Origin of the sequence: Tenacibaculum gallaicum (assembly GCF_003387615.1) — a bacterium.
Lineage (GTDB): Bacteria > Bacteroidota > Bacteroidia > Flavobacteriales > Flavobacteriaceae > Polaribacter > Polaribacter gallaicus.
The window spans coordinates 760302-787206 of record NZ_QUNS01000001.1 but is presented as its reverse complement, the minus strand read 5'-3'; the positions used below and the strand labels follow the sequence as shown (position 1 = coordinate 787206).

Sequence of the window (26905 nt, the reverse complement as noted above, 5' to 3'; positions counted from 1 at the left end):
TTTATGTATTTATTTTACTAAAAATTGATCTACATTTTGCCAAGGACCTCCATTAATTACATCTATTCCATGATTTTGTAAAAACTCGGCTGCTTGTCCGCTTCTACCACCACTTCTACATACTGCAATTACTGGTTTGTTCCACGATTTAATCTCATCTACATTTGTAGGAATCGTAGCTAACACAATATGCTTAGCTCCTTCGCTATGCCCTTCATTCCATTCTGCTAAAGTTCTTACATCTAGTACAACCGCTCCTTTAGCTAAATATTCCTGTATTTCGTTACTCATATTTTTCTTTCTAAATAAATTAAATAATCCCATTTTATACTTCTTGGTAATTTTCCAACAAAAGTAAACCGTTTTCAATTAACGTAGTGTAACTCTTGTTACTTTTCATGTTTTCAATGTATTCACGTAACGTTTCTTTTATTGAAAAATTGTTTAGCACAGCTAATTCTAACAACTCTAATGGCAATAACCAATCGTTTTTAAACTGCGTGTTTACTTCTTTAAAAATTTCCTGAATTTTTTCCTCAGAAACCATGCCATTTTCTCTTATCTCTCTTACTTTGTCATACAAACTATATAATTTTTTGTCTGACTCAGAATATTGAATTTTGTGGGTTTTAGTTTCCGATACTTTCCCAACATCTCCAAAAGAAACCACATCTGCTGATCCAGCAAAAGCTGATACTATCTCAACTCCAACCGCCATATCATAAATTCCCCAATCTGGATGAAACAATAGTGTTTCTCCATGAGTAACCATACAGTTTTCAAAAGAAATCAGTAAAATTCTACCACGTAAATCTCTAGTTCCAGTAATAACTTCTCCTACTACTTTTATTCCTCCTTCAAACTCTAACGTAACTTGCTCTCCTTCATAAATTCCATAAGCCTTCAAATCACGCGGACTCATATTTTCTATCGGAATATTAATTCCTTTTAACTTCCCTATCGGACTTCCAAAACCTTCTGCATGATAAGTAATTCCGTGACCTATTAATTCTTTATCTCTATTTGCTAACGCAGTAGGACCTGTCGTTTGCACATAAATAGCTTTGTTATTTTCATCGGTAATTACATTTGTAAAAACTCCTGATATTTGAACACCAGTACTTAACTCAATAGTTCCTACATTTTTGGAATTTATTAGCTTTTCTACACCTTTCAATCCTCCTGTTCGTATTGCCATCTTATTCGCAAACTGCTCCAACACCAAACTTAAGTGAGCAAAATCTGGCGTAACAAACAATTGAGGTTGTGGCTTAGTAATATCAAAACTTACGTTGGCAGCATCTAATGTATACGGAACTTTTTTTACCTCATCTTTCATACACCATTTACTTTCTCCTATGGAAGATAGCAATCCTGCTCCATAAATTTTGGGGTTTTCAAGAGTTCCAATCAATCCATACTCAACTGTCCACCAGTGTAAGTTTCTAATTTGAGCCATTTCTGAAAGTTCTCCCATATTATCTTGTAACCACTCAACTTTTTCTTGCGCTTCGTCAATATCTTTTTGAGTAGAGTTAGGGTCTTCTTTTAAAATAGACAACAAACGAATAGCTTCATACATTTCATAATCTTTTGCAGAAGAAATTGCTTTTGCTCCTATTTCTCCAAAACGCCTTAAATATTCAGCGTACTCTGGATTTGCGATAATTGGCGCATGACCTGCTGCCTCATGAATAATGTCTGGTGCAGGCGTATATTCAATATGATCTATCGTACGCATATCGGATGCGATTACTAGCACATTATATGCTTGAAACTCCATAAAAGCATTTGGCGGTATAAATCCATCTACAGACACTGCTGCCCAACCAATTTCTTTCAAAATACGGTTCATCCCTTGCATATAAGGAATTTTTTCTACTGAAATACCTGTTTTTTTCAGCCCCTCTAAATACGAATCATGTGCTACTTTTCCTAAATAATCTACATTCATACGCATCACATAACGCCATACAGCTTGGTTTTGAGCCGTATATTCATCATATGGCTGTTGTACCACAAACTTATGTAAGTGCTTGGGTAACTTCTTAGTAACTTCGTTCAATTCAAAGTGAGGCTCCATAATGTTGTTTGTTTTGCTGTGTAAATTTAAGTTTTTTATAGTTCACAAAAAATTGATATCCGTTAAATTATATATTTTGTATTTTTACTTTCGGGACTAATAAAACAACATATTGATGAAAATTAAAGGAGGTTTTAAAACTCGTTTACTTATAGGGATAGCTATTGTAGCTTTTGCTTATTTACGTAAATGCAGTCAACAAGAGGTAAACCCTTACACAGGAAAAACACAAGCTGTTAGCTTATCTCCAGAACAAGAAATTGCTATCGGACTACGACAAACCCCTATAATGACTCAGCAACACGGAGGTTTGTATCCTAACGAAAATGCTCAGGTATTGGTAGACAAAGTAGGTGCTAAGCTTGTAAACAACACCGTAGCAAAAAAATCTGGCTACCAATTCAACTTTCACCTTTTAAGAGATGAAAAAACAATTAACGCTTTTGCCTTACCTGGAGGACAAGTTTTTATTACTCATGCTTTATTTTCTCAATTAAAAAATGAAGATCAATTGGCAGGAGTTTTAGGACACGAAATAGGTCATGTACTAGGAAAACACTCCAATGAACGAATTACGGATGCTAACTTTTGGAAATTACTAACCATGGGAGCTTCTGTAGGTGCTGATTTGGGACAATTAGCCAATAACATCGGACAACAAACCTTATTAAAGAACGGCCGTGGTGATGAACTAGAAAGTGATGAATTAGGTGTTAAATTAATGATTGATGCCGGTTATAACCCTGAAAGCTTAATTGGGGTCATGGAAATTTTAAAAGCAGCTGCAGGCCCTAATAGAGTTCCTGAATTTCAAAGCACACACCCTGACCCTGAAAACAGAATTGAAAAGATTAAAGAAGCTATTCGTAAATATAAAAAGTAATGTTGTTTTTGTAACGTTTGACTAATTAAAGACACTAATAGCTGTATCTTAAAATTAGTTTGCTATGAGCTTCGGAGGTGCGGTATCAGCAATGATTACCAGTTTAAAAAACAATAAAAGGAAAAGGGTTAGTGCTTTTGACAAGCTTGAACGTTTTCAAAAAGAAAACAGTGATAAATTATATTTTAATAAATCCACAAATAAAAAAGAGCTAGAGAAGATTCGTCTACAAACTATAAGAGGAAATACAAACCGATTTATTAAAAACAGTATTGCTTTTCTCATAATCTTCTCTCTACTACTATATATTGCGTTTGTTTTCGTGAATTCCTAAAATATTCCCCAAAAATCTTTCTTACTTTTGCAGTGCAACACACAACAAATGAACAAGAAAGTAATTTTAATGATTTTGGATGGATGGGGAATTACCCAAGATCCAAAAGTATCGGCTATATACAACGCAAAAACTCCATTTATAAATTCGTTATACGATAATTTTCCGCATGCCCAGTTAAGAACTGATGGTACACATGTTGGTTTACCTGAAGGGCAAATGGGAAATTCGGAAGTTGGACACATGAATTTAGGTGCTGGTAGAATTGTGTACCAAAACTTAGCTAAAATTAACAAAGCTGTAAAAGAAGACACTTTAGCTCAAGAAAAAGAGCTTCTAAATGCTTTTGAATACGCCAAAGAAAACAATAAAAATGTGCATTTTTTAGGACTGGTTTCCAACGGAGGAATCCATTCACACATAGAACATTTAAAAGGGTTGCTTACCGCAGCAGATAAGTATGAGTTAGACAATGTGTTTTTACATGCTTTTACTGACGGACGTGATTGCGATCCTAAATCAGGAAAATACTTTATCAACGATATACAAGAACACATGCAAAAAACAACGGGTGAATTGGCAACAATTACTGGTCGTTACTATGCTATGGATCGTGATAATCGTTGGGAGCGTGTACAACTTGCTTATGACGCTTTGGTAAACGGGAAAGGCTCTTTTTCTTTAGATGCTTCATCAAGCATTCAACAAAGCTATGATGCTAATGTTACCGATGAATTCATCAAACCTATTATCATGGTTGACGAAAACAATCAACCGAAAACCGTTATTAAAGAAGATGACGTAGTTATTTTCTTCAATTTTAGAACCGATAGGGGACGTCAATTAACAGAGGCTTTAAGTCAAAAATATTTTCCTGAGTTCAATATGAAAAAGTTACCCTTGTATTTTGTTACCATGACAAGCTATGATGACACTTTTAACAATATTCATGTTATTTACGACGGAAAAAATATTGAAAACACGTTAGGTGAGGTATTAGAGTCAGCTGGAAAAACTCAAATAAGAATTGCTGAAACAGAAAAGTATCCTCATGTAACCTTTTTCTTTTCTGGTGGAAGAGAAAAAGAATTCAATGGAGAAAAACGTTTGTTATGTCCGTCACCAAAAGTAGCTACTTACGACTTAAAACCTGAAATGAGTGCTTTTGAAATTCGTGATGCGATTGTTCCTGAGTTACAAAAAGGTGACGTAGATTTTGTCTGCTTAAACTTTGCAAATGGAGATATGGTTGGTCATACTGGTATTTTTGAAGCAGCGGTAAAAGCTTGTGAAGCTGTTGATAATTGTGTAAAAGATGTAATAATCAAAGCTCTAGATAATGATTACACCACTATTCTAATTGCTGATCACGGAAACTGTGAAACCATGATTAATCCAGATGGAACACCACATACAGCACACACCACTAATCCGGTTCCTATGATTTTAATTGACAACGAATTAAAATCAATAAAAAGTGGTATTTTAGGCGATGTCGCTCCAACAATTTTAAAATTAATGGGTATTGAACAACCTAAAGAAATGACACAACATTCGCTTATTTAAAAATAAAATCAAACAGATGAAAAAAATCATATACCTTTTTGTAGCCTTATTAATTGTTTCTTGCGCATCGACACCAAAAAACATTGCAACAAAAAACAAAAATGGGAATTTAGTTGGTATTGCCACTAAAAAAGACTTCCAACAAGAACCTTACGGAAGTGAGTGGTTCAACGATTTTTATTCATATTACGAAACTGATAAAGGCACCGTAGAAAAACTAAAACCATACCTAAAGGATATAAAAATAAAAGGATTTATGGGAACTTGGTGTGGAGACAGCAAGAGAGAGATTCCTAACTTTTACAAAATTTTAGACGAAGCTGAATTCGAATACAAAAACCTTGAATTAGTCACAGTAAACCGTCAGAAAAAAGCCAATGGTTTGGAAGATGGCTTCGATGTAATTAGAGTTCCAACCTTCATATTTTACAAAGACGGAAAAGAAATTGGTCGTTTTGTAGAACACGCTGTAGAAGATAGTACTGTTGAGGAAGATTTCTTAAAAATACTATCTGGTCAAGAATACAAACATCCATATCAAAAATAACTGTAAATTTGCGCCTCAATATTTTTACCATGATTAAACCAAAAACTAGAGAAGAAATTGAATTAATGCGCGAAAGTGCTTTAGTAGTATCAAAAACCTTAGGTATGCTTGCCAAAGAAGTAAAACCTGGGGTTACTACATTGCAACTTGATAAACTTGCCGAAGATTTTATTCGTGAGCAAGGAGCTATTCCTGGTTTTTTAGGCTTGTACGATTTTCCAAATACACTTTGTATGAGTCCTAACTCACAAGTAGTTCACGGAATTCCCAATAACACTCCTTTGCAAGAGGGTGATATTATTTCCATTGACTGTGGTGCTGTAAAAAATGATTTTTACGGAGATCATGCTTACACGTTTGCTGTGGGTGAAATTGAACCTGAAACACAAAAATTACTAGACATCACTAAAGAAAGTTTATACGTGGGTATTCGTGAACTTAAAACAGGAAATCGTGTAGGTGATGTAGGTTTTGCTATTCAAAACTTTACTGAAAAACATGGTTATGGTGTTGTTCGTGAGTTGGTAGGACACGGATTAGGGCGTAAGATGCACGAAGATCCAGAAATGCCTAACTACGGACGTAGAGGTCGTGGTAAAAAGTTTATAGAAGGTATGGTCGTTGCTATTGAGCCTATGACTAATATGGGAACTCACAAAATTCGTCAACACAGTGATGGTTGGACAATTACTACCTTAGATGGTAAACCATCTGCTCACTTTGAGCACGATGTAGCTATTGTTAATGGTAAACCTGAATTATTATCCACTTTTAAGTACATATACGAAGCTTTAGGTATTGAAAGTACTGAGGAAGCTGAGTTTAGACAGCAACCTTTAGTTATATAATTGATAACAATAAGACACATACTAATTGTTTTAGTTATTCTATTTATCTATTCCGTTTTTGTCTCTTTGTTTAAAGTTATGCATTGGCCATATGCCCTAGAGATGTTTTTCGTAGGGTTTATCTTAAAAATGTTTTTTGGCATAATACTTCTTTGGAAACTAGTAACTTCAAAAAAAATAAAGAACTACTTAACTGATAAAAACTAAGTGAGCATTTTCAAAACGATACTTAATACCATTCCAAGACCTTTTTTAATTAAGGCTAGTTACCTAGCAAGGCCTATTATTACTTGGTGGCTAAAAGGAGATAACTTTACAGACCCTATTGATGGAAAATCATTTAAGAAGTTTTTACCTTACGGATATGGAGTCCAACGTAAAAATGCACTTTCTCCTTCTACACTGTCGTTAGAGAGACATCGTTTGATGTGGCTTTTTTTACAGCGAGAAAGCAACTTTTTTTCTTCTGATAAAAGATTAAAAGTATTACACATTGCTCCTGAACAGTGTTTTTTAGACCTTTTTAGAAAGCAACAAAACTTAGAATACACTACTTCTGATTTAGAGTCACCTATTGCAGATGTAAAAGCAGATATTTGTGATCTTCCTTTTGAAGACAACTCTTTCGATGTTGTTTTTTGTAACCATGTCTTAGAACATATTTCTGATGACACCAAAGCGATGCAAGAATTGTATCGAGTAATGAAAGTTGGTGGATTTGGTATTTTTCAAATTCCGCAGGATTTATCGAGGGAAGTTACTTTTGAAGACGATTCTATTACCGAAACTAAAGAGCGTGCAAAAATATTTGGTCAGTACGACCATGTTCGTGTGTATGGTCATGATTATTTCGACAAACTACGTTCTATCGGATTTACAGTTGATGAAATTGACTACACAAAAAAAATCGCTCCAGAAAAACTAGAACGATTTGCGTTAATGAAAGGTGAAATTTTGCCTGTATGTTATAAAAACTAGTTTACAAATTCTGCAAGTTCTCCTGCATCATTATGATATAACAATACCACTTTAAGTTCTGGATGCTCCTTAAGAAATTCTTTTGTTTTTTCTAACCCCATAGCTAAAAAGGCAGTTGCATACGCATCTACATCAGCACAGTCTCCTTTTAATCGAACTGACACACTTAGTAGGTTACTCTCTTCTGCTAATCCTGTTTTTGCATTTATAGTATGTACTATTTTTTTTCCTTCACTATTTATTTTATACTTTCTATAGTTCCCCGAAGTTGCCATAGACTCATCATCCAGTTCAATTATTTTTTGAACAGAACGTGTTCCGTCAACATTAGGCTTCTCAATTGCTACTTTCCATAACTTTCCATCTTTTGTTCCTCTCGCTCTAATCTCTCCTCCAATTTCTACTAGATAATTATGAATGTTTTTCGATTCTAAAAACCACCCAACTACATCTACTCCATATCCTTTTGCAAAAGCATTTACATTAAATTCAATATTTTTACTTTCTCTATGAATTTTCCTATCTTTTAACACAACTTTATCAAACCCTACATTTTGCATTAAAACTGAAATTTCTTCTGATGTTAAGTTCTTCTTTTCTTTACCTGAACCAAACCCATAGGCATCTATTAATCTTCCTATAGTAGGATCAAAGTAACCATCTGTTTCTTTATAAATTCTCTTTGCCTTTTCAAACACTTCTACAAACATATCATCAACCACCACAGTCGTATCTCCTTGATTAATCTTTGATATATCAGAAGTAGGTAGGTATGTTGATAAGGATTTATTTACCAAGCTAAACAAACTATCAATAGGTTTCTGGTAATCAACTTTTTTCAAGTAAGTTATATGATATGTAGTACCAAAAACGGCTCCTTGCAATTTAGTTATATGTTGTCTTTTTTCTTCCTTACAAGCTATTACCAACAATAATGAAACTACTAAAAGCGTTATCCTTTTAATCATCTTTAAAAATTTAGTCACAAAAATAATGTATTCACACTTCATAAAAGATTGTTAATTCTCTTTTTTGTGTCTTCATTTTTATAAATTTGCTTAACTATTAATAAATACATCTAAAAAAATCAGAATAAAATGAGAAAAATATTTTTATTCCTTACCGCTTCGATTTTACTAGCATCTTGTGCTTCGACAAAAGAATTAGAAGCAATAAAAGCTAAACACGAACAAACAAAAGAAGAGTTGCTAGCCGTAAAAGCTAACTTAACAAAATGTTTAGTTGAAAAAGAAAACTGTGAAGACAAAGCATTTTCTTTAGAGTCAAGAGTAACAGAACTAAAAAGAGATAAAGAAAACACTTTACAACAAGTTGAAAACTTAACAGTGTTAACCAAAGGTGCTAATGACAATATTAAAGAAACACTTTCTCAATTAAGCAAAAAAGATAAGTACATCAACAAAATTAGAGAAGCTGCTTCTAAAAAAGATTCATTAAATTTAGTTGTTGCTTTCCATTTAAAGAGAGAACTACAAGATGGTATTGATGACGAAGACATTGAAGTAAATGTTGAAAAAACTGTAGTTTTTATTTCAATTTCTGATAAGTTATTATTTAAAAGCGGAAGCTATACTATTAACGACAAAGCTTCTAAAGTGTTAGAGAAAGTTGCAACTGTTGTTAACGGACAGCCTCAAATGGACGTTATGGTTGAAGGACATACTGATAATACTCCTGTAAGTGCTGGCTCATCATTAAAAGATAACTGGGGATTAAGTGTATTACGTTCTACAGCTATTGTTCGTGAATTACAAGGAAAATACAATGTAGCTCCTCAAAGGTTGATTGCTGCTGGTAGAAGTAGTTATGTTCCTTTAGTAGAGAATAACAGTCCTGCTAACAAAGCTAAAAACAGACGTACAAAAATTATTATCTTACCTAGATTAAATCAATTCTTTGATTTATTAGATCAAAAAGTAGAATAGTTTTTAAACATACAATTTCAAAAAAGCGTGCTTGAAGCACGCTTTTTTTTATGAAGTTCATTTAGCTAAAGTAAGCAGCTTAAAAATTAAACTAACACGCTATTTGTCAATCAAATAATTAATCGTACATTTGCAGACCTTTTTAAAGGAGAAAAAATCATTATTAATAGACAAAAACTAATCGTGTAATTATGAACACATTAAGTTACAAAACAGTATCAGCTAATAAAGCTACCGTAAACAAAGAGTGGGTTTTAGTTGATGCGGACGGGCAAACATTGGGTCGTCTAGCTTCTAAAGTTGCAAAACTTATTAGAGGTAAGTACAAGACTAATTATACTTCTCACGTGGATTGTGGAGACAACGTTGTTATTATCAACGCTGAAAAAATTAACCTAACTGGTAAAAAATGGACAGATAAATCTTATATCCGTCACACAGGTTACCCAGGAGGTCAAAGATCATTAACTGCTACAGAAATGTTCGAAAAAGATCCTACAAGATTAATCGAAAAAGCAGTAAAAGGAATGTTACCTAAAAACAAATTAGGTAGTGCGTTATTCAGAAATTTATATGTTTACGCAGGTACAGAGCATGATCAAGAAGCTCAAAAACCTAAAACTATTAACCTTAACGATCTTAAATAATTATGGAAACTGTACACAAAATAGGTAGAAGAAAAACAGCTGTTGCTCGTGTTTATGTTTCTCAAGGAAGTGGAAACATCACTGTCAACAAAAGAGAGTTTAAAAACTATTTCACTACACCAACTTTACAATACAAAGTTCAACAACCTTTAATGTTAACTGAAAACTTAGAGGCTTACGACGTTAAAGTAAATGTATATGGTGGTGGTGTTACTGGTCAAGCTGAAGCTATTCGTTTGGCGATTACTAGAGCATTAGTAGCTATTAACGAAGAAAACAAAGCTGTATTAAAACCAGAAGGATTATTAACTCGTGATCCAAGAATGGTTGAACGTAAGAAATTCGGTCAGAAGAAAGCACGTAAGAAATTCCAGTTCTCTAAACGTTAATATTTACACTGAACTTGTTTCAGTATTCAAATGTTTTGAGACTGTTATTTATAAATCAATTTTTAACAGTTTAGTATCTAAATATTTCAGACTTAATAACTACTGAAATATTGCGAAAACAGAACGTAAACACATTTATCAAAATGGCAAACATTCAAGAATTATTAGAAAGTGGCGTACACTTTGGTCACTTAACAAGAAAATGGAACCCTAACATGGCTCCATACATTTATACAGAGCGTAATGGTGTTCATATCATCGATTTGTACAAAACTTCAGCTAAAATTGACGAAGCTTCTGCTGCGTTACAAAAAATAGCTAACTCAGGACGTAAAATCTTATTCGTTGCAACTAAAAAGCAAGCTAAAGATATCGTTGCTGAAAAAGCTAAAGCTGTAAACATGCCTTACATTACTGAGCGTTGGCCAGGTGGTATGTTAACAAACTTCGTTACTATTCGTAAAGCCGTTAAAAAAATGACTGCTATTGATAGAATGAAGACTGATGGTTCTTTTGATGCATTATCTAAAAGAGAAAAATTACAAATCACTCGTCAACGTGAGAAATTAGAAAAGAATTTAGGTTCAATTTCTGATATGACTCGTTTACCAGGAGCTTTATTTGTAATTGATGTAAAGAAAGAGCATATTGCTATTGCTGAAGCACAAAAATTAAACATTCCAATCTTTGCAATGGTTGATACAAACTCTGATCCTAGACCGATTGATTTTGTAATTCCTGCAAATGATGATGCTTCTAAATCTATCGATAAAGTATTATCGTATGTAACAGATTCAATTGCTGAAGGCTTAACTGAAAGAAAAGCTGACAAAGAAAAAGCTAAAGCTGATAAAGAAAAAACAGCTGAAGCACCAGCAAAAGAAGAAGCAAAATAATTTTTAATTTAAAGGTTTCATTACATTGGAACCTTTAAATTTTTACAACTTTGTACAACAATATATTTACAACTAAAAAATAACGATAGAAATGTCAGTAAAAATTAGCGCTGCAGACGTAAAAAAATTAAGAGAAACTACCGGAGCTGGTATGATGGATTGTAAAAATGCATTAGTAGAAGCTGAAGGTAATTTTGATAAAGCTATTGAAATTTTACGTAAAAAAGGACAAAAAATCGCTGCTAAAAGAGCCGATAGAGAGTCTACTGAAGGTGTAGCTATTACAAAAATTAGCGATGATAACACTTACGGTGTTGCTATCGTATTAGCATGTGAAACAGATTTCGTATCAAAAAACGATTCTTTCAAAGAATTAGCGCAAGAATTTGTAAACATCGCTTTTAACTACAACACAAAAGAGGAGTTCTTAGCTGCTGATTTTGGTGGAGTAACTGTTGCTGAAAAATTAATCGAGCAAACAGGAGTTATCGGTGAGAAAATCGATATTACTGCTTTTGAAAAAATCGAAGCACCATATGTAGGAGCCTATACTCACGTTGGTAAAATTGCTGCTATAGTTGGTTTAACTGCTGTTGTAGATAATGCTGCTGAGTTAACTAAAGACTTAGCTATGCAAGCTGCTTCAATGGGAGCAACTTCTTTATCTTACAAAGATTTTGATCCTGCTTATGTAGCTTCTGAAACTGAAGCTAGAATTGCTGCAATTAAAAAAGACAACGAAGAGTTAGTACGTTTAGGTAAAACTTTAAAGAACGTTCCTCAGTTTGTTTCTCGTTTACAGTTAACTGATGAAGCTATCGCTAAAGCTGAAGAAGAAGCTAAAGAGCAATTAAAAGCTGAAGGTAAACCAGAACAAATTTGGGATAAAATCTTACCAGGTAAAATGGAAAGATTTATCTCTGACAATACAACTTTAGATCAAGAACAATGTTTATTAGATCAAAAGTTTATTAAAGACGAAAAGAAAACTGTTGCAGAATACGTTTCTTCTTACGGTGATGTTGAAGTTAAAAACTTCGTAAGAGTTACTTTAGGATAATTCTCAACAACAATTTTATACGAAACCATCCATTTTTGGATGGTTTTTTTTTATGTGTTAAAATTAGAATAAAAAAAATATGTAGCTTTGCACAACTTTCAACAAAACAAATGCAATACAAAAGAATCCTTTTAAAATTAAGTGGTGAGGCACTGATGGGAGAGCGTCAATATGGAATTGACCCAAATAGACTTAAAGAGTATGCCCAAGAAATAAAACAAGTTATAAATAAAGGCGTAGAAGTAGCCATTGTTATTGGTGGTGGAAATATTTTTAGAGGAGTTGCTGGTGCTAGTCAAGGTATGGATCGTGTGCAAGGTGACCACATGGGAATGTTAGCTACTTGTATTAACGGATTAGCATTACAAAGCGCTTTAGAAGATGAAGGAATTCATACGCGTTTACAAACTGCTATTGAAATTAAAGAAATTGCAGAGCCGTATATAAAACGTCGTGCAAACCGTCATTTAGAAAAAGGGCGTGTGGTAATTTTTGGTGGAGGAACAGGAAATCCGTATTTTACAACCGATACAGCAGCTGTATTAAGAGCTATTGAAGTTAATGCTGATGCTATTTTAAAAGGCACACGTGTTGATGGTATTTATACAGCAGATCCTGAAAAAGATAAAGATGCGGTTAAGTATGAAAACATTACCTTTAAAGACGTTATTGAAAAAGGTTTAAAAGTAATGGATATGACAGCATTTACCTTAAGTGAAGAAAACAAATTACCAATTATTGTTTTTGACATGAACAAACAAGGAAACCTATTAAAACTAGTTTCTGGAGAAAATATTGGAACAATAGTTGATAACGAATAAATCGAAAATTATCCTCAGACTATTTGAGGTTTTTAAATACGAACAAAATGAACGAAGAGATTGATTTTATTTTAGATTCGACAAAAGAGGCAATGGATAAAGCTATTAGCCACTTAGAAAAAGAATTAGTAGGAATTAGAGCTGGTAGAGCCACTCCTGCTATGTTAAGTACTATTATGGTAGATTACTACGGTTCTCAAACACCATTATCACAAGTAGCAAACGTAAATACTCCTGATGCTAGAACTATTTCTGTTCAGCCTTGGGAAAAGAATATGTTACAAGAAATTGAAAAAGCTATCATGCTTGCAAACATCGGTTTCAATCCAATGAATAATGGAGAAAATATTATAATCAGTGTTCCTCCATTAACAGAAGAGCGTCGTAAAGGGTTAGCAAAACAAGCTAAATCTGAAGCAGAACACGCTAAAGTCGGAATTCGTAATGCACGTAAAGATGCTAATAACGAAATTAAAAAAGTGGACATTTCTGACGACATGAAAAAAAATGCTGAGGCTGAAGTTCAAACATTAACTGACGATTATGTAAAAATAATCGACGAAAAGTATACCGTAAAAGAAAAAGAGATTATGACTGTATAACTTCTTTATTATAGAATAGTTAAAAAAGAGCGTCATATGACGCTCTTTTTTTCGTTTAATTCATTCATTTAGCATAACTTTGCTGAAATTTTTTTTGGATGACTTTTTGGACTAAAATCGCAGGCTTCTTGTTGCGAAATCGTTACTTAGTTTTAATTACTATTGCTATAATTACAGGACTTTTAGTCACTCAGATGAAATATATGCGCTTCTCCTATACAGAAGCCAATTTACTTCCTACCGATCATGAGGTTAATGTTGAGTACAACAAATTTTTAGAAATCTTTGGAGAAGAAGGTAACCTTATTATTTTAGGCGTAAAAGACTCTACAATATTTACACCTGCTAAATTTAACGCATGGAATAAGCTTGTTAAAGATTTAGATAGTTTACCACAAGTAGACTTTACCGTATCAGTTGCAGATGTTCAACAGTTAAAGGCAGATAGAAAGAAACGAAAGTTTGTTGTTGAACCCCTATTTGAAGAAGCCCCTTCGACTGATGAGGAAATTAAAAATATAAAAAAACAACTTTTTGAAAAACTTCCATTTTATAACAATTTATTATACAACGATAAAGGTACTTTACAAACAGCTATTTATTTAAATAAAGATATTGTAAACACTCCTATTCGTAAAGATTTTGTTTATGATGTATTAATTCCTACCATAAAGTCTTTTGAAAAAGATCATAAAATAGATGTTCGCGTTTCTGGTATGCCTTATATAAGAACCTTGAATTCTCAGAACATCACAGATGAAATGGGAATTTTTGTTATAGGTGCCTTACTCATAACTGCTATCATCTTTTTCTTCTTTTTCCGTTCATTTAGAGCTACATTTATTACTTTACTAGTGGTAAGCGTTGGAGTAACTTGGGCTTTTGGTTTTATGGGTTTATTCCGTTATGAAATCACTGTATTATCAGCTTTAATCCCGCCTTTAATTATTGTAATTGGAGTACCTAATGCAGTTTTTCTGATTAATAAATATCAACAAGAAGTAAAAAAACACGGAAATCAAGCAAAATCATTACAACGTGTAATTTCAAAAGTTGGAAATGCAACATTGATGACCAACATTACTACTGCTTCAGGTTTTGCTACTTTTATATTTGTTAAAAGTAGACTAATGCGTGAATTTGGTGTTTTGGCATCTGTAAACATCATTAGTATTTTTATTTTGGCATTATTAATCATTCCGATTATATACAGTTTCATGCCTCTTCCAGAGAAAAAACACCTAAACCATTTAGAAAAAAAATGGATGGGAAATGTTGTTTCTTGGATGGAACGCATGGTAAAAAAACAACGAATAGCCATTTATATTACTACAGTTTCTGTGATTATTTTAAGTATGATTGGGCTGTATATGATTCGTGTATCAGGTAGTTTGATTGAAGACATGCCTAAAGGGAAACAGTTTTATAAAGACATTAAGTTTTTTGAATATGAATTTGGAGGGATTATGCCCCTAGAAATTTTAATTGACACCAAAAGAGAAAAAGGAGTTATGAAACTTTCTACACTGAAAAAGATGGAAAAGCTCAATGAAACCATTGAAACTTTCCCTGAATTGTCTAAACCTATCTCTGTCACCAACCTAGTAAAGTACTCTAAACAGGCTTACTATAATGGAAATCCTAAGTACTATCAACTACCAACAAGTCAGGAGAAAAGCTACATTTTTTCGTACACTAAAAACTCGGATAGTAACTCAGGAATGCTGAAAAACTTTGTGGACAGTACCGGACGTTACGCACGTATTACTACCTTTATGAAGGATATTGGTACTGATAAAATGGACATTATCCAAGAGCGACTACAAGCTGTAATCAATAAGCAATTTCCAGATGAAAAGTTTGATGTTTCACTAACAGGTAAAGCACTAGTTTTCTTGAAAGGAACCAATTACCTGATAAAAAACTTAGTTATTTCACTATCGTTAGCAATCATACTAATTTCAATATTTATGGCATGGATGTTCCGTTCGCCTCAAATGATATTAATCTCATTGATTCCCAATATGCTCCCACTACTAATTACTGGTGGATTAATGGGATTCTTTGGCATTCCTATAAAACCCTCCACAATTTTAGTTTTTAGTATTGCCTTCGGTATTTCGGTAGATGACACTATTCACTTCCTTGCTAAATATCGACAAGAACTACTGGCTAATAATTGGAAGATAAAGCCTGCTGTATATTCAGCTTTAAGAGAAACAGGAGTAAGTATGTTCTATACATCTATTGTACTTTTCTTCGGGTTTTTAGTATTTACTGTTTCAAGTTTTGGAGGTACTATCGCCTTAGGAGGTTTAGTTTCAATAACATTATTGTTAGCTATGGTTTCAAACTTATTGTTGTTACCTTCTCTCCTACTTTCGTTTGAGAAGAAAATAGCAAACAAGAAAGTTTTAAAAGAAACTAAGTTTAAAATATTACCTCCAAAAGAAGATAAATAAGGTTCGTCTCAAGAAAGTCATATTTTACTCATAAATACTTATTTTTTCTATTAAACTTAGCATGTAAAAGTTAACTCTTTATTCTTCGATTTCTATTATTGCTAATTAACAGCAAAAAAGTATCTTTGCTTGATTTTATTGAAGATATAAAGACATGAAAAGAAGTAGCGTTAAAGATTTATTACAATCTGACAATTTTTTACAAGAAGTACACGTAAAAGGGTGGGTAAGAACTTTTAGAAGCAATCGTTTTATTGCTTTAAATGATGGCTCTACTATTAATAATATTCAGTGTGTTGTAGATTTTGAAAATACCGACGAAACTTTATTAAAAAGAATAAATACTGGAGCTGCTGTTAGTATGCAAGGTACTTTAGTTGAAAGTCAAGGTAAAGGACAAACAGTAGAAGTTAAAGTAACTAATTTAGAAATTTTAGGAGATTCAAATCCTGATGAGTATCCAATTCAACCTAAAAAACATAGTTTAGAATTCTTACGCGAAAATGCTCATTTACGTGTAAGAACTAACACTTTTAGTGCTGTAATGCGTTTACGTTCTGCATTATCATTTGCAGTACATCAATATTTCCAACAAAACGGATTTTACTATGTAAACACTCCAATCATTACGGGTTCTGATGCTGAAGGTGCTGGTGAAATGTTTAAAGTAACTCAATTTGAAGCAAACAAGGCTCCTGTAAACGAAGAAGGTGAAATTGATTATTCTCAAGATTTCTTTGGAAAAGAGACCAACTTAACGGTTTCTGGTCAATTAGAAGGAGAAACCTACGCTATGGCATTGGGTAAAATATATACTTTCGGCCCTACTTTTAGAGCTGAGAACTCAAACACAACACGTCACTTAGCAGAATTTTGGATGATTGAACCAGAGGTAGCTTTTAACGATTTAGATGATAACATGGATCTTTCTGAAGACTTTATCAAGTATGTATTACAATATGTATTAGATAATTGTCATGATGATTTAGTTTTTTTAGACAATCGTTTAGCGCAAGAGGAAAAAACAAAGCCTCAAGCGCAGCGTAGTGAAATGGGCTTAATTGAAAAATTAAAGTTTGTTGTTGACAACAACTTTAAGCGTGTAAGCTATACAGAAGCTATTGATATTTTAAGAAATTCTAAACCTAACAAAAAGAAGAAATTTCAATTTCCAGTTAATGAATGGGGAGTTGATTTACAATCTGAACACGAGCGTTATTTGGTAGAAAAACACTTTAAATGTCCTGTAATCTTATTTGATTATCCAGCAAATATAAAAGCTTTTTACATGCGTTTGAATGAAGATGGTAAAACTGTTCGAGCCATGGATGTTTTATTTCCTGGAATCGGAGAAATGGTTGGAGGTTCTGAAAGAGAAGAACGTTTGGATGTTTTAAAAGAAAAAATGGCTGAGTTAAATATTCCTGAAGAAGAATTATGGTGGTATTTAGATACTCGTAAGTTTGGTACAGCCGTACACTCTGGTTTCGGTTTAGGTTTTGAACGCTTAGTTTTATTTGCTACTGGAATGAGCAATATTCGAGATGTAATTCCTTTTCCTAGAACGCCACAAAACGCTGAGTTCTAAAAAAATCATAAAACTTATAAATAACAATCGTCATTCCTTTACGAATGGCGATTTTTTTTGTCCTATTTCATATCTTTGTATATATGCTAAAACAAAGTTTACATCAGAAGTTACTTCAAAAATTATCTCCACAACAAATACAGTTGATGAAGTTAATTCAATTGCCTACGCAAGCTTTTGAAGAACGTTTGAAACAAGAAATTGAAGAAAACCCTGCATTAGACACGGGTAAAGATGAACCTGAAAATTTTGAAGACACTTTAGCCAATGATGTTGATTATGACGATTCGGGCAATGAAAAGATAGAGGCTGATGATATAAATATTGATGAGTATTTAAGTGACGATGAATACCCAAGTTATAAAACGCAAACTAACAACTATTCTTCAGATGATGAAGATAAACAAGTTCCTTATGCAGCTGGCACTAGCTTCCATCAGTCTTTAAAAAATCAATTAAATACCTTTAGAATTGATGAAGAAGAACGTGCTATTGCTGAGTTTTTGGTAGGTAGCATTGATGATAGCGGGTATATTCGTAGAGATATTATTGATTTAGTGGATGACTTAGCTTTTACTCAAAATGTTTTTACTACTGAGGAAAAGGTACAAGATGTTTTGCTTAATGTAGTTCAAAAGTTAGATCCAACTGGCGTTGGTGCTTTAAATTTAAAAGAATGCTTAATTATTCAATTAAAAGCAAAATCAGAAAATGAAAGCAGAGTCTTAGCTGTAAGAATTTTGCAAGAAGCTTTTGATCATTTTGTTAAGAAACACTACAAAAAACTTTTAGAAAAATTTAATATTTCTGAAGAACAGCTAAAAGATATTATTAGTGAAATAAGTAGATTAAACCCTAAACCTGGAAGTTCTTACGCTGGAAACAATAAAATAGCAGAGCAAATAGTTCCTGATTTTTCAATTAAAATTATTGATGGTAATTTAGACCTAACTTTAAATGCCCGTAATGCTCCAGAATTACATGTTTCTAGAGAGTATAACAATATGTTAAAAGGGTATCAAGATGCTAAAGAGAAGACTAAATCACAAAAAGATGCAGTACTTTTTATAAAACAAAAATTAGATGCCGCAAAGTGGTTTATAGACGCTATAAAACAACGTCAGCAGACACTTTTAATAACTATGAGTGCAATTATGCATCGTCAGACAGCATTTTTTTTAACAGGCGATGAGCGTAAGTTAAAACCTATGATTCTAAAGGATATTGCCGATGAAATTGGTATGGATGTATCGACTGTTTCTCGTGTTGCTAGTAGCAAATATGTTTCTACACCTTATGGCACAAAGTTAATTAAAGAGTTCTTTTCTGAATCGATGAAAAATGACCAAGGAGAAGATGTTTCTACTAAGGAAATTAAGAAAATTCTAGAAACTGTAATTAAAGAGGAAGACAAGCGAAAACCTCTTACTGATGAAAAATTATCAAAGATTTTGAAAGAGAAAGGATATCCTATTGCAAGAAGAACAGTTGCCAAATACCGTGAACAATTAGACATTCCTGTCGCTAGATTACGCAAAGAAATTTAATGCGTTGGTATAAGTTCATATCAACAATTCTGCACCCTATTGTAATGCCTACTATAGGCATAATTTTATATTTCTTACTTTCACCAATAAGCTTAAACAAACAACAAAAATATACAATATTATCAATAGTTTTTGTTGCTACTTATCTTATCCCAATGCTTTTGTTAGTTTTTTTAAAGTCTATTGGTTATATAAAATCTTTTCGCGTATACAGTATTAACGAACGAAAGTTTCCTATTTTCTTTATGATGACTTTGTTTTTAATTCTAGGAAAAATGTTCGCTAGTATGAGTGTTGTAAAAGATATTAGCTATCTATTTTACGGGACTGTATTTGGTTTAGGCTTTATTTACTTACTATTTCCTTTTATGATTAAAGGAAGCCTTCATTTGTTATCTATGGGGGTTGCTATTGGATATTTCTTATTATTTCAACAGATACAGGCTGTTTATGTACTACCTATTATTATAACATTTATTTTCTTGGCAGGAATTCTTGCAAGCTCTAGGTTGCATTTAAAAGCTCATAATGTAAGAGAAGTCTACTTAGGTTTTTTTATTGGCTTATTTAGCCCTTTTATAGCTTATTACATATTATAAAAGGTAAAAACTTAAACCAAGTTTAACTATTTTACTATCTATTGATTTTCCATTAAGACTCACATCTTTAAACATTGGAGACAGTCCATAATACACATGAAAGTTAAATGTACCATAACCTGCAGATAACGTTACACCTGTTTGCCATTTATTATACTTTTCTGCATTTGAAAAACTAACTTGTCCTGATGGTAAATCGTATCGAAAGTTATTACTTATATTATAAGAAACTTTAAAACCCGCATAAAAACGCCAAAATGAATACGTGTTTGCATCTGAAGATCGCCATCTAAACTGAATAGGCATTTCTAAATTGTGAAGTTTTATTTTATTGGATGAAATGTCAGGATCAGTTTCATACTCTTTTACATTTCCTTCTAACACTTTTAATTCATGACTAAATGAGTCATAGTTATACCCTAATCCTATAGCAATAGCTGTTTTCCCATTTCTATTAAAAGGTATATCTTTCATATAACCTGCTGCCAATCCATATGAGAAACCTGTCCTACCTAATTCCTCAGGTTGATCTTGTAATAAATTATAGGTTATATCAATATATAATTGATCTTCCCAATATTTATCTCCTAACTGTAGAGAATCTTTCTGACTAAAGAGTTGTAAAGACAGAAAAAACATTAAAAAACTTACGATGTACTTCATAGATAATTATCTAACGATAAATATACCTTTTTTGTATAAAAAAAGAGCAATCAAATGATTGCTCTTTTTGTTTTATTTAAAAGTAATTACTTCTTAATAACATCTCCTTTGTGAGTAGATAAACTTAATTTAAGAGCGTTAACATCTCTTAATTTCTCACGAATATCGGCTAATGTACCTACACTCGATTCTCTATCTGCCTTTATTGAAGTTGTCATAAAAGGTACTTCTGCTTCAGAAACATTATCTCTTTCAAGATAGATAAACGACGGTACCTCATCTGGAGTAGCTATTTTGTCGTTTAACTGAATTCTGTTATATCCTGTACCATATTTTGGATCCTTTGCTTTACCAACATAAATTGTACTCACCAAACTTTTACGTTCAAGCTTTTTTACTTCACTTGCACTAGGTAAACGAGGTGATTCAACCTGTAAATCTGTTTCTCTCATGGTAGTAGTTACCATAAAAAAGAATAATAACATAAAAACAATATCTGGTAAAGATGCCGTAGATACAGCTGGCAACCCTTTTTTCTTCTTTTTAAATTTAGACATACTCTATTGTTTTACTATTATTGAACGTTTGTTGGGTCTGTATCAGAAATAATTTGAGGATAACTTGACTTGATATCTTCTACTTTCCTTCTTAATGACTCATCTTTTCTTGCGCTGTCTTTAAAAGCTTGTTCTAATTCAGTAAAGCTCATACCATATTTCTCTTGGCACAATCTGTTACGTAATTCTGTATAAGCTCTTAACAATTCATTTTGTACAGCAACATAAGTACCATACTCAGTACCTCTATCACTTTCAACAGAGATTACTGCTTTATTTGGATGATCTGACGATTCAGGGTCTTTTTCACCTTTACAGTAATTACAAGTAGCTCCTGCTTCTTTTCCTGGCATTGGGTTACCAATACCTCCACCATTATCAATAAATTTTATAGCTGCATCTTTTAAGTCTTTCAACTCCATTACCTGATCCTCAACTAAAAGTTGATTATTACGGTTAATGCTAACTTGAAAAATATTTTTTTCTTTAATAATTGGTGGTTTTACATCAGTTTTTTCAGCTAACTTTTTAGGGATACCTGAATCTACATCCATCGTTGTTGTTACAAGGAAAAAGATAAGTAGCAAGAAGGCAATATCTGCCATCGAACCTGCATTAATTTCTGGGTTTTCTCTTCTTGCCATATTAACTTATGATTTAACGATTCCTTTTAATAAATCCCAAACAAAGAATGCACTAGCTATTACTCCTAAGAAAACGCTGTATGTAATTCCTGTTCCTACCCATTTAGATGTGCTCCCTTGCGCTGCTAATTCTGCTCCATCTGCTCCAATTACTTGTGCATCTGAAGATAAGAAATAAGATACTGCAAAAAGAACTGCTAATGCTAAAACACCTAATAATACTTTTTTTAATGCTGCAGGATTTTTAAGCATCCCCCACATAGAGGCTACAACTGCTGTTACTACTACCCCAATTAACAACCAGAAAGAATAGGTTACTAAAGGAGAAACAGCACTTGACACTGCCTCTACATCTTCTTTATCTATTCTTGCTACATTTAAAAATAATGCAGCACCGATAAGTGAAATTGCAGCTACTAGTAATGTTAATATTTTACTATTCATATTGATTGATTATTTTTTATACTTAGCTAATAAATCGATTAAAGAGATAGATGCATCTTCCATATTGTTAACGATACTATCAATCTTCGAAATAATATAGTTATAGAAAATTTGTAAAATAATCGCTACAATAAGACCAAATACTGTTGTTAATAATGCAATTTTAATACCCCCTGCAACTACCGCTGGAGAAATATCATTTGCTACAGCAATTCTATCAAATGCATCAATCATACCAATTACAGTTCCCATGAACCCTAACATTGGTGCTAACGCGATAAATAAAGATAACCAAGAAACGTTTTTCTCTAATAACCCCATTTGTACTCCACCGTATCCTACAACAGCTTTTTCAGCAGCATCTAATCCTTCATCAGCTCTCTCTAAACCTTGGAAAAAGATAGAGGCAACAGGACCTTTTGTATTTCTACAAACTTCTTTAGCAGCTTCTACACCACCTGAACTTAATGCTTCGTCAACGCTAGCTACTAATTTTTTAGTATTTGTTGTAGCCATGTTTAAATAAATAATTCTTTCAATTGCAATAGCTAAACCTAAAATTAAGGCTACCAATACAATTCCCATAAACTTAGGGTCTCCTTCAATAAAACGTTGCTTTAACTCTTGGTGAAAAGTTTTCTCAGCTTCTTGAGCATAAGTTGATTGAATAGCTCCTAAAAACATAAATCCTGTAATCGTTAGGATATTTACTACTTTTTTCATTTTGTTATAATTAATTTTAAATAGTTAACGGGTTAAAAATACAAATTTTACTATGAATAACTTAATTTTTTACAAATAAGTAATTCTTTACTTGTACTTATTACGCTTTTAATTTTACAGAGTGGCAAGTAACAAAAAAATGTTGGTACATTAAAAAAAATCTATATGATTTCTATTAAACACCCCTTTTTTAACTCTTTTCTATACTATTTCAAGCAGTTACAAGCACAAAATTAACGATTTATTTACAAACTAAACCATTTCTCCTCTAAGTGGTATTTGAAAATAATGTGTAAATTCTTCTTTTGAAAGCTTTTCTCCCAATAAATACATCATTTTTGCAATGGCTGTTTCTGTTGTAATATCCTTACCATCAACAATACCAATACGTTTTAATTCTGAACTTGTTTCGTAATGTCCTAAAATTACGCTTCCTCCTTTACATTGAGTTACATTAACAATATAAATTCCTTTACTTACTGACTCTTCCAACAAATCAACAAACCATTTTTCGGTTGGCGCATTACCTGATCCATAAGTTTCTAAAATAATTCCTTTTAAATCTGGAATATTCATAAAACTTCTAACTACTGATTCTGTAATACCCGGAAATAATTTTAAAATAGCTACGTGATTATCTAAATTCTTTCTTACTACTAAATCATTTTGATTTTCTTTCGGCTTAAGTAATAATGGATAATTAAAATTTAGATGTACCCCACTTTCAGCTAATGGTGGATAATTCATAGAAGCAAACGCTTCAAATTGTTCGGCATTTATTTTTGTAGTTCTGTTCGCTCTATACAATTTATATTCAAAATACAACCCTACTTCTTGAATTACTGGCTTTCCATTTTCATAAGCTGATGCAACTTGTATGGATGTAATTAAGTTTTCTTTAGCATCTGTACGTAAATCTCCAATAGGTAATTGTGAGCCTGTAAAAATCACAGGCTTTTGTAAGTTTTCAAACATAAAACTTATTGCTGACGATGTATACGACATGGTATCCGAACCTGTTAGCACTACAAAACCGTCAAACTTGTCATAATTATCAGAAATAATTTCTGCTATTTGTATATAATAGGTTACGCTCATGTTAGAAGAATCAATAGGTTCATCAAACGATATCGTATTAATTTCACAGTTAAGCTGCTGTAATTCTGGTATTTTACTTGATATTTGACTGAAATCAAAAGCTTTTAACGCCCCTGTGTTATAGTCTTTAACCATACCAATAGTTCCGCCTGTGTAAACTATTAAAATTTTAGGTTGATTTGTCATCTTGACATTTTTTTTATACCGTTATTAATTTGGAATAATTTATGTTGTAAATTTATCCAACAAAAATGATACAAAATTTTAAAACTATATAGATTATGATAGGATTTTATATTCTAATTGGTATTATATCGCTATTCAGTTGGTTAGTGAGCAATACGTTAAAACGTAAGTTTAAAAAATACTCTCAAGTTCACTTACGTAATGGGATGAGTGGTGCTGAAATTGCTCAAAAAATGCTAGCTGATCATGGCATTTCCGATGTTCAGGTAATTTCTACACCAGGTATGTTAACCGACCACTACAATCCGCAAAACAAAACTGTAAACCTAAGTGAAGCTGTGTACAACCAACGAAATGCTGCTGCTGCTGCCGTCGCTGCTCACGAGGTTGGACACGCTGTACAACACGCTAGAGCTTACCAATATTTACAAATGCGATCTAAATTGGTGCCTATGGTAAGTATTACTTCTCGTTTTTCTCAATGGATGGTGATTGGAGGTATTGCTTTTGGTGCAGCTTCAGGTAGCACAGGTATTGGTTTTTATATTGCATTAGCTGGTTTAGCTTTTATGGCTTTAGGTACTATTTTTAGTTTTATTACTTTACCTGTTGAATATGATGCGAGTAATAGAGCATTGGCTTGGTTAGAAAATAAAAACATGGTAACTCGTGAAGAGCTGGCAGGCTCTAAAGATGCTTTAAAATGGGCTGCAAGAACTTATTTAGTTGCTGCTCTTGGTTCTTTAGCAATGTTATTATATTGGGCCTTGCAAATTTTAGGAAACAGAGATTAATATTCTAATGTAGTAATTTGAAAATGTAACAATTAAAATCCCCGTTTTGATTAAATCAAAACGGGGATTTTTCTATACTATTCTTTCTATCTTATTTATTCTAGTTTCTAAAAAACTAGTCATTCAACTTCAAAACTGCCATAAATGCTTGCTGTGGAATTTCTACATTACCAACTTGACGCATACGTTTTTTACCTTTCTTCTGCTTTTCTAACAACTTACGTTTACGAGAAATATCTCCTCCGTAACATTTTGCAGTTACATCTTTACGTAAGGCTTTTACAGTTTCACGAGCGATAATTTTTGCTCCAATCGCTGCCTGAATAGGAATATCAAATTGTTGGCGCGGAATTAATTCTTTTAACTTCTCACAAATACGCTTTCCTATTGAATAGGCATTATCTGCATGTAATAATGCAGAAAGCGCATCAACTGGCTGCCCATTTAATAACATATCTACACGAACTAACTTCGATTTTTGCATTCCTATCGGATGATAATCAAATGACGCATATCCTTTAGAAACTGTTTTTAACCTGTCATAAAAATCGAAAACAATTTCTGCCAATGGCATATCAAAGATCAACTCAACTCGCTCTGGAGTTAAATAGGTTTGATTTACAATTTGTCCTCGTTTCTCAATACAAAGTGACATTACTTGACCAACAAAGTCAGATTTTGTAATAATTGAAGCCTTAATAAAGGGTTCTTCTACTCTATCTAATTTAGATGGGTCCGGTAAATCTGTTGGGTTATTAACGATGATAATTTCATCTCGGTTTTTATGCGTAAATGCGTGATAACTTACGTTAGGAACGGTAGTAATTACTGTCATATTAAACTCACGCTCTAAACGTTCTTGAATAATTTCCATGTGTAGCATTCCTAAGAATCCACATCGGAATCCAAAACCAAGTGCAGCTGAACTTTCTGGTTGAAACACTAACGAAGCATCGTTTAACTGAAGCTTTTCCATAGATGCACGCAATTCTTCATAGTCCTCTGTATCTACAGGATAAATCCCTGCAAACACCATTGGTTTTACATCTTCAAACCCTTCTATTCTTTCGGCTGTTGGGTTTGCAAAATCTGTAATAGTATCACCTACTTTTACTTCTTTTGCTGCTTTAATTCCTGTGATTAAATAACCAACATCTCCTGTTTTTATTTCTTGCTTAACAACCTGACTTAACTTTAGCGTTCCCACTTCATCGGCACCATATTGTTTTCCGGTTGCCATGAATTTTATTTGTTGGTTCTTTTTAATAGATCCGTCAATCACTCTAAAATAGGTTTCAATCCCTCGATACGAATTATACACCGAGTCAAAAATTAAAGCTTTCAATGGAGCGTCTGGGTTACCTTTTGGAGCTGATATTTTCTTTATAATAGCTTCTAAAATATTATCAACACCAAAACCTGTTTTTCCACTAGCATGTATCACATCTTCTGGCTCGCACCCTAATAAATCAACAATATCATCAGTTACTTCTTCTGGGTTAGCTGAAGGTAAATCTACTTTATTTAATACTGGAATAATTTCCAAGTCATTTTCTAAGGCTAAATATAAGTTCGAAATCGTTTGTGCTTGAATACTTTGTGCTGCATCAACAATTAATAAAGCTCCTTCACAAGCTGCAATTGAACGAGAAACTTCATATGAAAAATCTACGTGACCTGGAGTATCAATTAAGTTTAAGGTATATTGCTCTCCTTCATAAACATAATCCATTTGGATTGCATGCGATTTAATGGTAATTCCACGTTCTCGCTCTAAATCCATGCTATCTAACAGTTGGTTTTGCTTTTCACGTTCTGTAACCGAACCTGTATAATCTAACAACCTATCGGCAAGGGTACTTTTACCGTGGTCAATATGTGCAATAATGCAAAAGTTTCTGATATTTTTCATTCATCTAAAGTTTCTCAAGCCATTTCTAGACATGTAACATAAATTTTTGTTTACTTGATATCTAGCATGGATTCATTCGTCGTAATTC

General features: G+C 32.8%; 27 protein-coding genes. 17 read left to right on the top strand and 10 right to left on the bottom strand.

Features of this window, described 5'->3' with window-relative positions:
• Positions 1-9 precede the first annotated feature (9 nt).
• Both C7448_RS03685 and C7448_RS03680 read right to left on the bottom strand, forming a co-directional pair.
• Positions 10-291: a rhodanese-like domain-containing protein gene (locus tag C7448_RS03685; RefSeq protein WP_115900133.1), complete on the bottom strand. Its 282-nt coding sequence runs from the start codon at positions 289-291 to the stop codon at positions 10-12.
• Between the two features lie 34 nt (positions 292-325).
• Positions 326-2083: an aromatic amino acid hydroxylase gene (locus C7448_RS03680; protein ID WP_115899988.1), complete on the bottom strand. Its 1758-nt coding sequence runs from the start codon at positions 2081-2083 to the stop codon at positions 326-328.
• 115 nt (positions 2084-2198) lie between these two features.
• Here C7448_RS03680 and C7448_RS03675 point away from each other — a divergent pair, with 115 nt between their 5' ends.
• From C7448_RS03675 to C7448_RS03650, 5 genes are all read left to right on the top strand, one after another.
• Complete coding sequence (locus C7448_RS03675) at positions 2199-2966, top strand: M48 family metalloprotease (protein ID WP_115899987.1); 768 nt, start codon at positions 2199-2201, stop codon at positions 2964-2966.
• A 382-nt stretch (positions 2967-3348) separates the two neighbouring features.
• Positions 3349-4866: a 2,3-bisphosphoglycerate-independent phosphoglycerate mutase gene (gene gpmI / locus C7448_RS03665; protein WP_115899985.1), complete on the top strand. Its 1518-nt coding sequence runs from the start codon at positions 3349-3351 to the stop codon at positions 4864-4866.
• 16 nt (positions 4867-4882) lie between these two features.
• Entirely contained in the window at positions 4883-5413 is a 531-nt protein-coding gene (locus C7448_RS03660) for a thioredoxin family protein (RefSeq protein ID WP_115899984.1), read from the top strand.
• 29 nt (positions 5414-5442) lie between these two features.
• On the top strand, positions 5443-6261 hold the full coding sequence (gene map, locus C7448_RS03655) for a type I methionyl aminopeptidase (RefSeq protein ID WP_115899983.1): 819 nt from the start codon (positions 5443-5445) through the stop codon (positions 6259-6261).
• A gap of 207 nt (positions 6262-6468) precedes the next feature.
• Positions 6469-7239, top strand: a complete 771-nt coding sequence (locus tag C7448_RS03650) for a class I SAM-dependent methyltransferase (RefSeq protein ID WP_115899982.1) — start codon at positions 6469-6471, stop codon at positions 7237-7239.
• Here the strand turns inward: C7448_RS03650 and C7448_RS03645 are convergent.
• A complete protein-coding gene (locus C7448_RS03645) occupies positions 7236-8207 on the bottom strand; it encodes an FAD:protein FMN transferase (RefSeq protein WP_115899981.1) in 972 nt (323 codons plus the stop codon). The two genes, C7448_RS03650 and C7448_RS03645, sit on opposite strands and share 4 nt — an antisense overlap.
• A gap of 129 nt (positions 8208-8336) precedes the next feature.
• On the opposite strand from C7448_RS03645, the gene C7448_RS03640 reads away from it, so the two are divergent.
• The 11 genes from C7448_RS03640 to C7448_RS03590 all read left to right on the top strand — a co-directional run bounded on the left by C7448_RS03640 (position 8337) and on the right by C7448_RS03590 (position 19796).
• Positions 8337-9185 (top strand): OmpA/MotB family protein, encoded by an 849-nt coding sequence (locus tag C7448_RS03640; RefSeq protein ID WP_115899980.1) that lies wholly within the window; start codon positions 8337-8339, stop codon positions 9183-9185.
• 191 nt (positions 9186-9376) lie between these two features.
• A complete protein-coding gene (rplM, locus tag C7448_RS03635) occupies positions 9377-9832 on the top strand; it encodes a 50S ribosomal protein L13 (RefSeq protein ID WP_115899979.1) in 456 nt (151 codons plus the stop codon).
• A 2-nt stretch (positions 9833-9834) separates the two neighbouring features.
• Positions 9835-10221 carry a 30S ribosomal protein S9 gene (rpsI, locus tag C7448_RS03630; protein ID WP_115899978.1) on the top strand — a complete coding sequence of 129 codons (387 nt, stop codon included), beginning with the start codon at positions 9835-9837 and terminating at the stop codon, positions 10219-10221.
• A gap of 143 nt (positions 10222-10364) precedes the next feature.
• Complete coding sequence (rpsB, locus tag C7448_RS03625) at positions 10365-11117, top strand: 30S ribosomal protein S2 (protein WP_115899977.1); 753 nt, start codon at positions 10365-10367, stop codon at positions 11115-11117.
• A gap of 91 nt (positions 11118-11208) precedes the next feature.
• On the top strand, positions 11209-12177 hold the full coding sequence (gene tsf / locus C7448_RS03620) for a translation elongation factor Ts (protein ID WP_115899976.1): 969 nt from the start codon (positions 11209-11211) through the stop codon (positions 12175-12177).
• Between the two features lie 110 nt (positions 12178-12287).
• Positions 12288-12998, top strand: a complete 711-nt coding sequence (pyrH, locus tag C7448_RS03615) for a UMP kinase (RefSeq protein WP_115899975.1) — start codon at positions 12288-12290, stop codon at positions 12996-12998.
• 47 nt (positions 12999-13045) lie between these two features.
• Entirely contained in the window at positions 13046-13600 is a 555-nt protein-coding gene (gene frr, locus C7448_RS03610; RefSeq protein WP_115899974.1) for a ribosome recycling factor, read from the top strand.
• 98 nt (positions 13601-13698) lie between these two features.
• Positions 13699-16062 (top strand): efflux RND transporter permease subunit, encoded by a 2364-nt coding sequence (locus tag C7448_RS03605; protein WP_115899973.1) that lies wholly within the window; start codon positions 13699-13701, stop codon positions 16060-16062.
• Positions 16063-16216: 154 nt separating this feature from the next.
• A complete protein-coding gene (gene asnS, locus C7448_RS03600) occupies positions 16217-17650 on the top strand; it encodes an asparagine--tRNA ligase (RefSeq protein ID WP_115899972.1) in 1434 nt (477 codons plus the stop codon).
• Positions 17651-17733: 83 nt separating this feature from the next.
• On the top strand, positions 17734-19197 hold the full coding sequence (rpoN, locus tag C7448_RS03595; RefSeq protein WP_115899971.1) for an RNA polymerase factor sigma-54: 1464 nt from the start codon (positions 17734-17736) through the stop codon (positions 19195-19197).
• Positions 19197-19796, top strand: coding sequence for a hypothetical protein (locus C7448_RS03590; protein ID WP_115899970.1), 600 nt, complete (start codon positions 19197-19199; stop codon positions 19794-19796). Before rpoN ends, C7448_RS03590 begins: the two co-directional genes overlap by 1 nt.
• On the opposite strand, the gene C7448_RS03585 is transcribed toward C7448_RS03590, so the two are convergent.
• The 6 genes from C7448_RS03585 to C7448_RS03560 form a co-directional block, all read right to left on the bottom strand.
• A complete protein-coding gene (locus C7448_RS03585) occupies positions 19791-20459 on the bottom strand; it encodes a porin family protein (RefSeq protein WP_115899969.1) in 669 nt (222 codons plus the stop codon). The two genes, C7448_RS03590 and C7448_RS03585, sit on opposite strands and share 6 nt — an antisense overlap.
• Positions 20460-20545: 86 nt before the next feature.
• Positions 20546-21016: an ExbD/TolR family protein gene (locus C7448_RS03580; protein WP_115899968.1), complete on the bottom strand. Its 471-nt coding sequence runs from the start codon at positions 21014-21016 to the stop codon at positions 20546-20548.
• 17 nt (positions 21017-21033) lie between these two features.
• Positions 21034-21660 (bottom strand): ExbD/TolR family protein, encoded by a 627-nt coding sequence (locus C7448_RS03575; RefSeq protein WP_115899967.1) that lies wholly within the window; start codon positions 21658-21660, stop codon positions 21034-21036.
• Positions 21661-21666: 6 nt separating this feature from the next.
• Positions 21667-22104: a hypothetical protein gene (locus C7448_RS03570; protein ID WP_115899966.1), complete on the bottom strand. Its 438-nt coding sequence runs from the start codon at positions 22102-22104 to the stop codon at positions 21667-21669.
• Between the two features lie 9 nt (positions 22105-22113).
• Positions 22114-22827: a MotA/TolQ/ExbB proton channel family protein gene (locus C7448_RS03565; RefSeq protein ID WP_115899965.1), complete on the bottom strand. Its 714-nt coding sequence runs from the start codon at positions 22825-22827 to the stop codon at positions 22114-22116.
• 252 nt (positions 22828-23079) lie between these two features.
• Positions 23080-24111: an asparaginase gene (locus tag C7448_RS03560; RefSeq protein WP_115899964.1), complete on the bottom strand. Its 1032-nt coding sequence runs from the start codon at positions 24109-24111 to the stop codon at positions 23080-23082.
• A gap of 95 nt (positions 24112-24206) precedes the next feature.
• On the opposite strand from C7448_RS03560, the gene C7448_RS03555 reads away from it, so the two are divergent.
• Complete coding sequence (locus tag C7448_RS03555; protein WP_115899963.1) at positions 24207-24905, top strand: zinc metallopeptidase; 699 nt, start codon at positions 24207-24209, stop codon at positions 24903-24905.
• A 115-nt stretch (positions 24906-25020) separates the two neighbouring features.
• On the opposite strand, the gene lepA is transcribed toward C7448_RS03555, so the two are convergent.
• Positions 25021-26817, bottom strand: coding sequence for a translation elongation factor 4 (gene lepA / locus C7448_RS03550; RefSeq protein ID WP_115899962.1), 1797 nt, complete (start codon positions 26815-26817; stop codon positions 25021-25023).
• Positions 26818-26905: the final 88 nt, after the last annotated feature.

Coding starts and splice junctions, on each gene's coding strand:
- rplM (WP_115899979.1), top strand. CDS start 9,377: ATGAACACATTAAGTTACAAAACAGTATCAGCTAATAAAGCTACCGTA.
- asnS (WP_115899972.1), top strand. CDS start 16,217: ATGAAAAGAAGTAGCGTTAAAGATTTATTACAATCTGACAATTTTTTA.
- C7448_RS03660 (WP_115899984.1), top strand. CDS start 4,883: ATGAAAAAAATCATATACCTTTTTGTAGCCTTATTAATTGTTTCTTGC.
- map (WP_115899983.1), top strand. CDS start 5,443: ATGATTAAACCAAAAACTAGAGAAGAAATTGAATTAATGCGCGAAAGT.
- C7448_RS03685 (WP_115900133.1), bottom strand. CDS start 291: ATGAGTAACGAAATACAGGAATATTTAGCTAAAGGAGCGGTTGTACTA.
- C7448_RS03575 (WP_115899967.1), bottom strand. CDS start 21,660: ATGGCAAGAAGAGAAAACCCAGAAATTAATGCAGGTTCGATGGCAGAT.
- gpmI (WP_115899985.1), top strand. CDS start 3,349: ATGAACAAGAAAGTAATTTTAATGATTTTGGATGGATGGGGAATTACC.
- rpsB (WP_115899977.1), top strand. CDS start 10,365: ATGGCAAACATTCAAGAATTATTAGAAAGTGGCGTACACTTTGGTCAC.
- C7448_RS03680 (WP_115899988.1), bottom strand. CDS start 2,083: ATGGAGCCTCACTTTGAATTGAACGAAGTTACTAAGAAGTTACCCAAG.
- pyrH (WP_115899975.1), top strand. CDS start 12,288: ATGCAATACAAAAGAATCCTTTTAAAATTAAGTGGTGAGGCACTGATG.
- C7448_RS03570 (WP_115899966.1), bottom strand. CDS start 22,104: ATGAATAGTAAAATATTAACATTACTAGTAGCTGCAATTTCACTTATC.
- rpoN (WP_115899971.1), top strand. CDS start 17,734: ATGCTAAAACAAAGTTTACATCAGAAGTTACTTCAAAAATTATCTCCA.
- tsf (WP_115899976.1), top strand. CDS start 11,209: ATGTCAGTAAAAATTAGCGCTGCAGACGTAAAAAAATTAAGAGAAACT.
- frr (WP_115899974.1), top strand. CDS start 13,046: ATGAACGAAGAGATTGATTTTATTTTAGATTCGACAAAAGAGGCAATG.
- C7448_RS03585 (WP_115899969.1), bottom strand. CDS start 20,459: ATGAAGTACATCGTAAGTTTTTTAATGTTTTTTCTGTCTTTACAACTC.
- C7448_RS03565 (WP_115899965.1), bottom strand. CDS start 22,827: ATGAAAAAAGTAGTAAATATCCTAACGATTACAGGATTTATGTTTTTA.
- C7448_RS03675 (WP_115899987.1), top strand. CDS start 2,199: ATGAAAATTAAAGGAGGTTTTAAAACTCGTTTACTTATAGGGATAGCT.
- C7448_RS03590 (WP_115899970.1), top strand. CDS start 19,197: ATGCGTTGGTATAAGTTCATATCAACAATTCTGCACCCTATTGTAATG.
- C7448_RS03580 (WP_115899968.1), bottom strand. CDS start 21,016: ATGTCTAAATTTAAAAAGAAGAAAAAAGGGTTGCCAGCTGTATCTACG.
- rpsI (WP_115899978.1), top strand. CDS start 9,835: ATGGAAACTGTACACAAAATAGGTAGAAGAAAAACAGCTGTTGCTCGT.
- C7448_RS03645 (WP_115899981.1), bottom strand. CDS start 8,207: ATGATTAAAAGGATAACGCTTTTAGTAGTTTCATTATTGTTGGTAATA.
- C7448_RS03640 (WP_115899980.1), top strand. CDS start 8,337: ATGAGAAAAATATTTTTATTCCTTACCGCTTCGATTTTACTAGCATCT.
- C7448_RS03560 (WP_115899964.1), bottom strand. CDS start 24,111: ATGACAAATCAACCTAAAATTTTAATAGTTTACACAGGCGGAACTATT.
- C7448_RS03605 (WP_115899973.1), top strand. CDS start 13,699: ATGACTTTTTGGACTAAAATCGCAGGCTTCTTGTTGCGAAATCGTTAC.
- lepA (WP_115899962.1), bottom strand. CDS start 26,817: ATGAAAAATATCAGAAACTTTTGCATTATTGCACATATTGACCACGGT.
- C7448_RS03555 (WP_115899963.1), top strand. CDS start 24,207: ATGATAGGATTTTATATTCTAATTGGTATTATATCGCTATTCAGTTGG.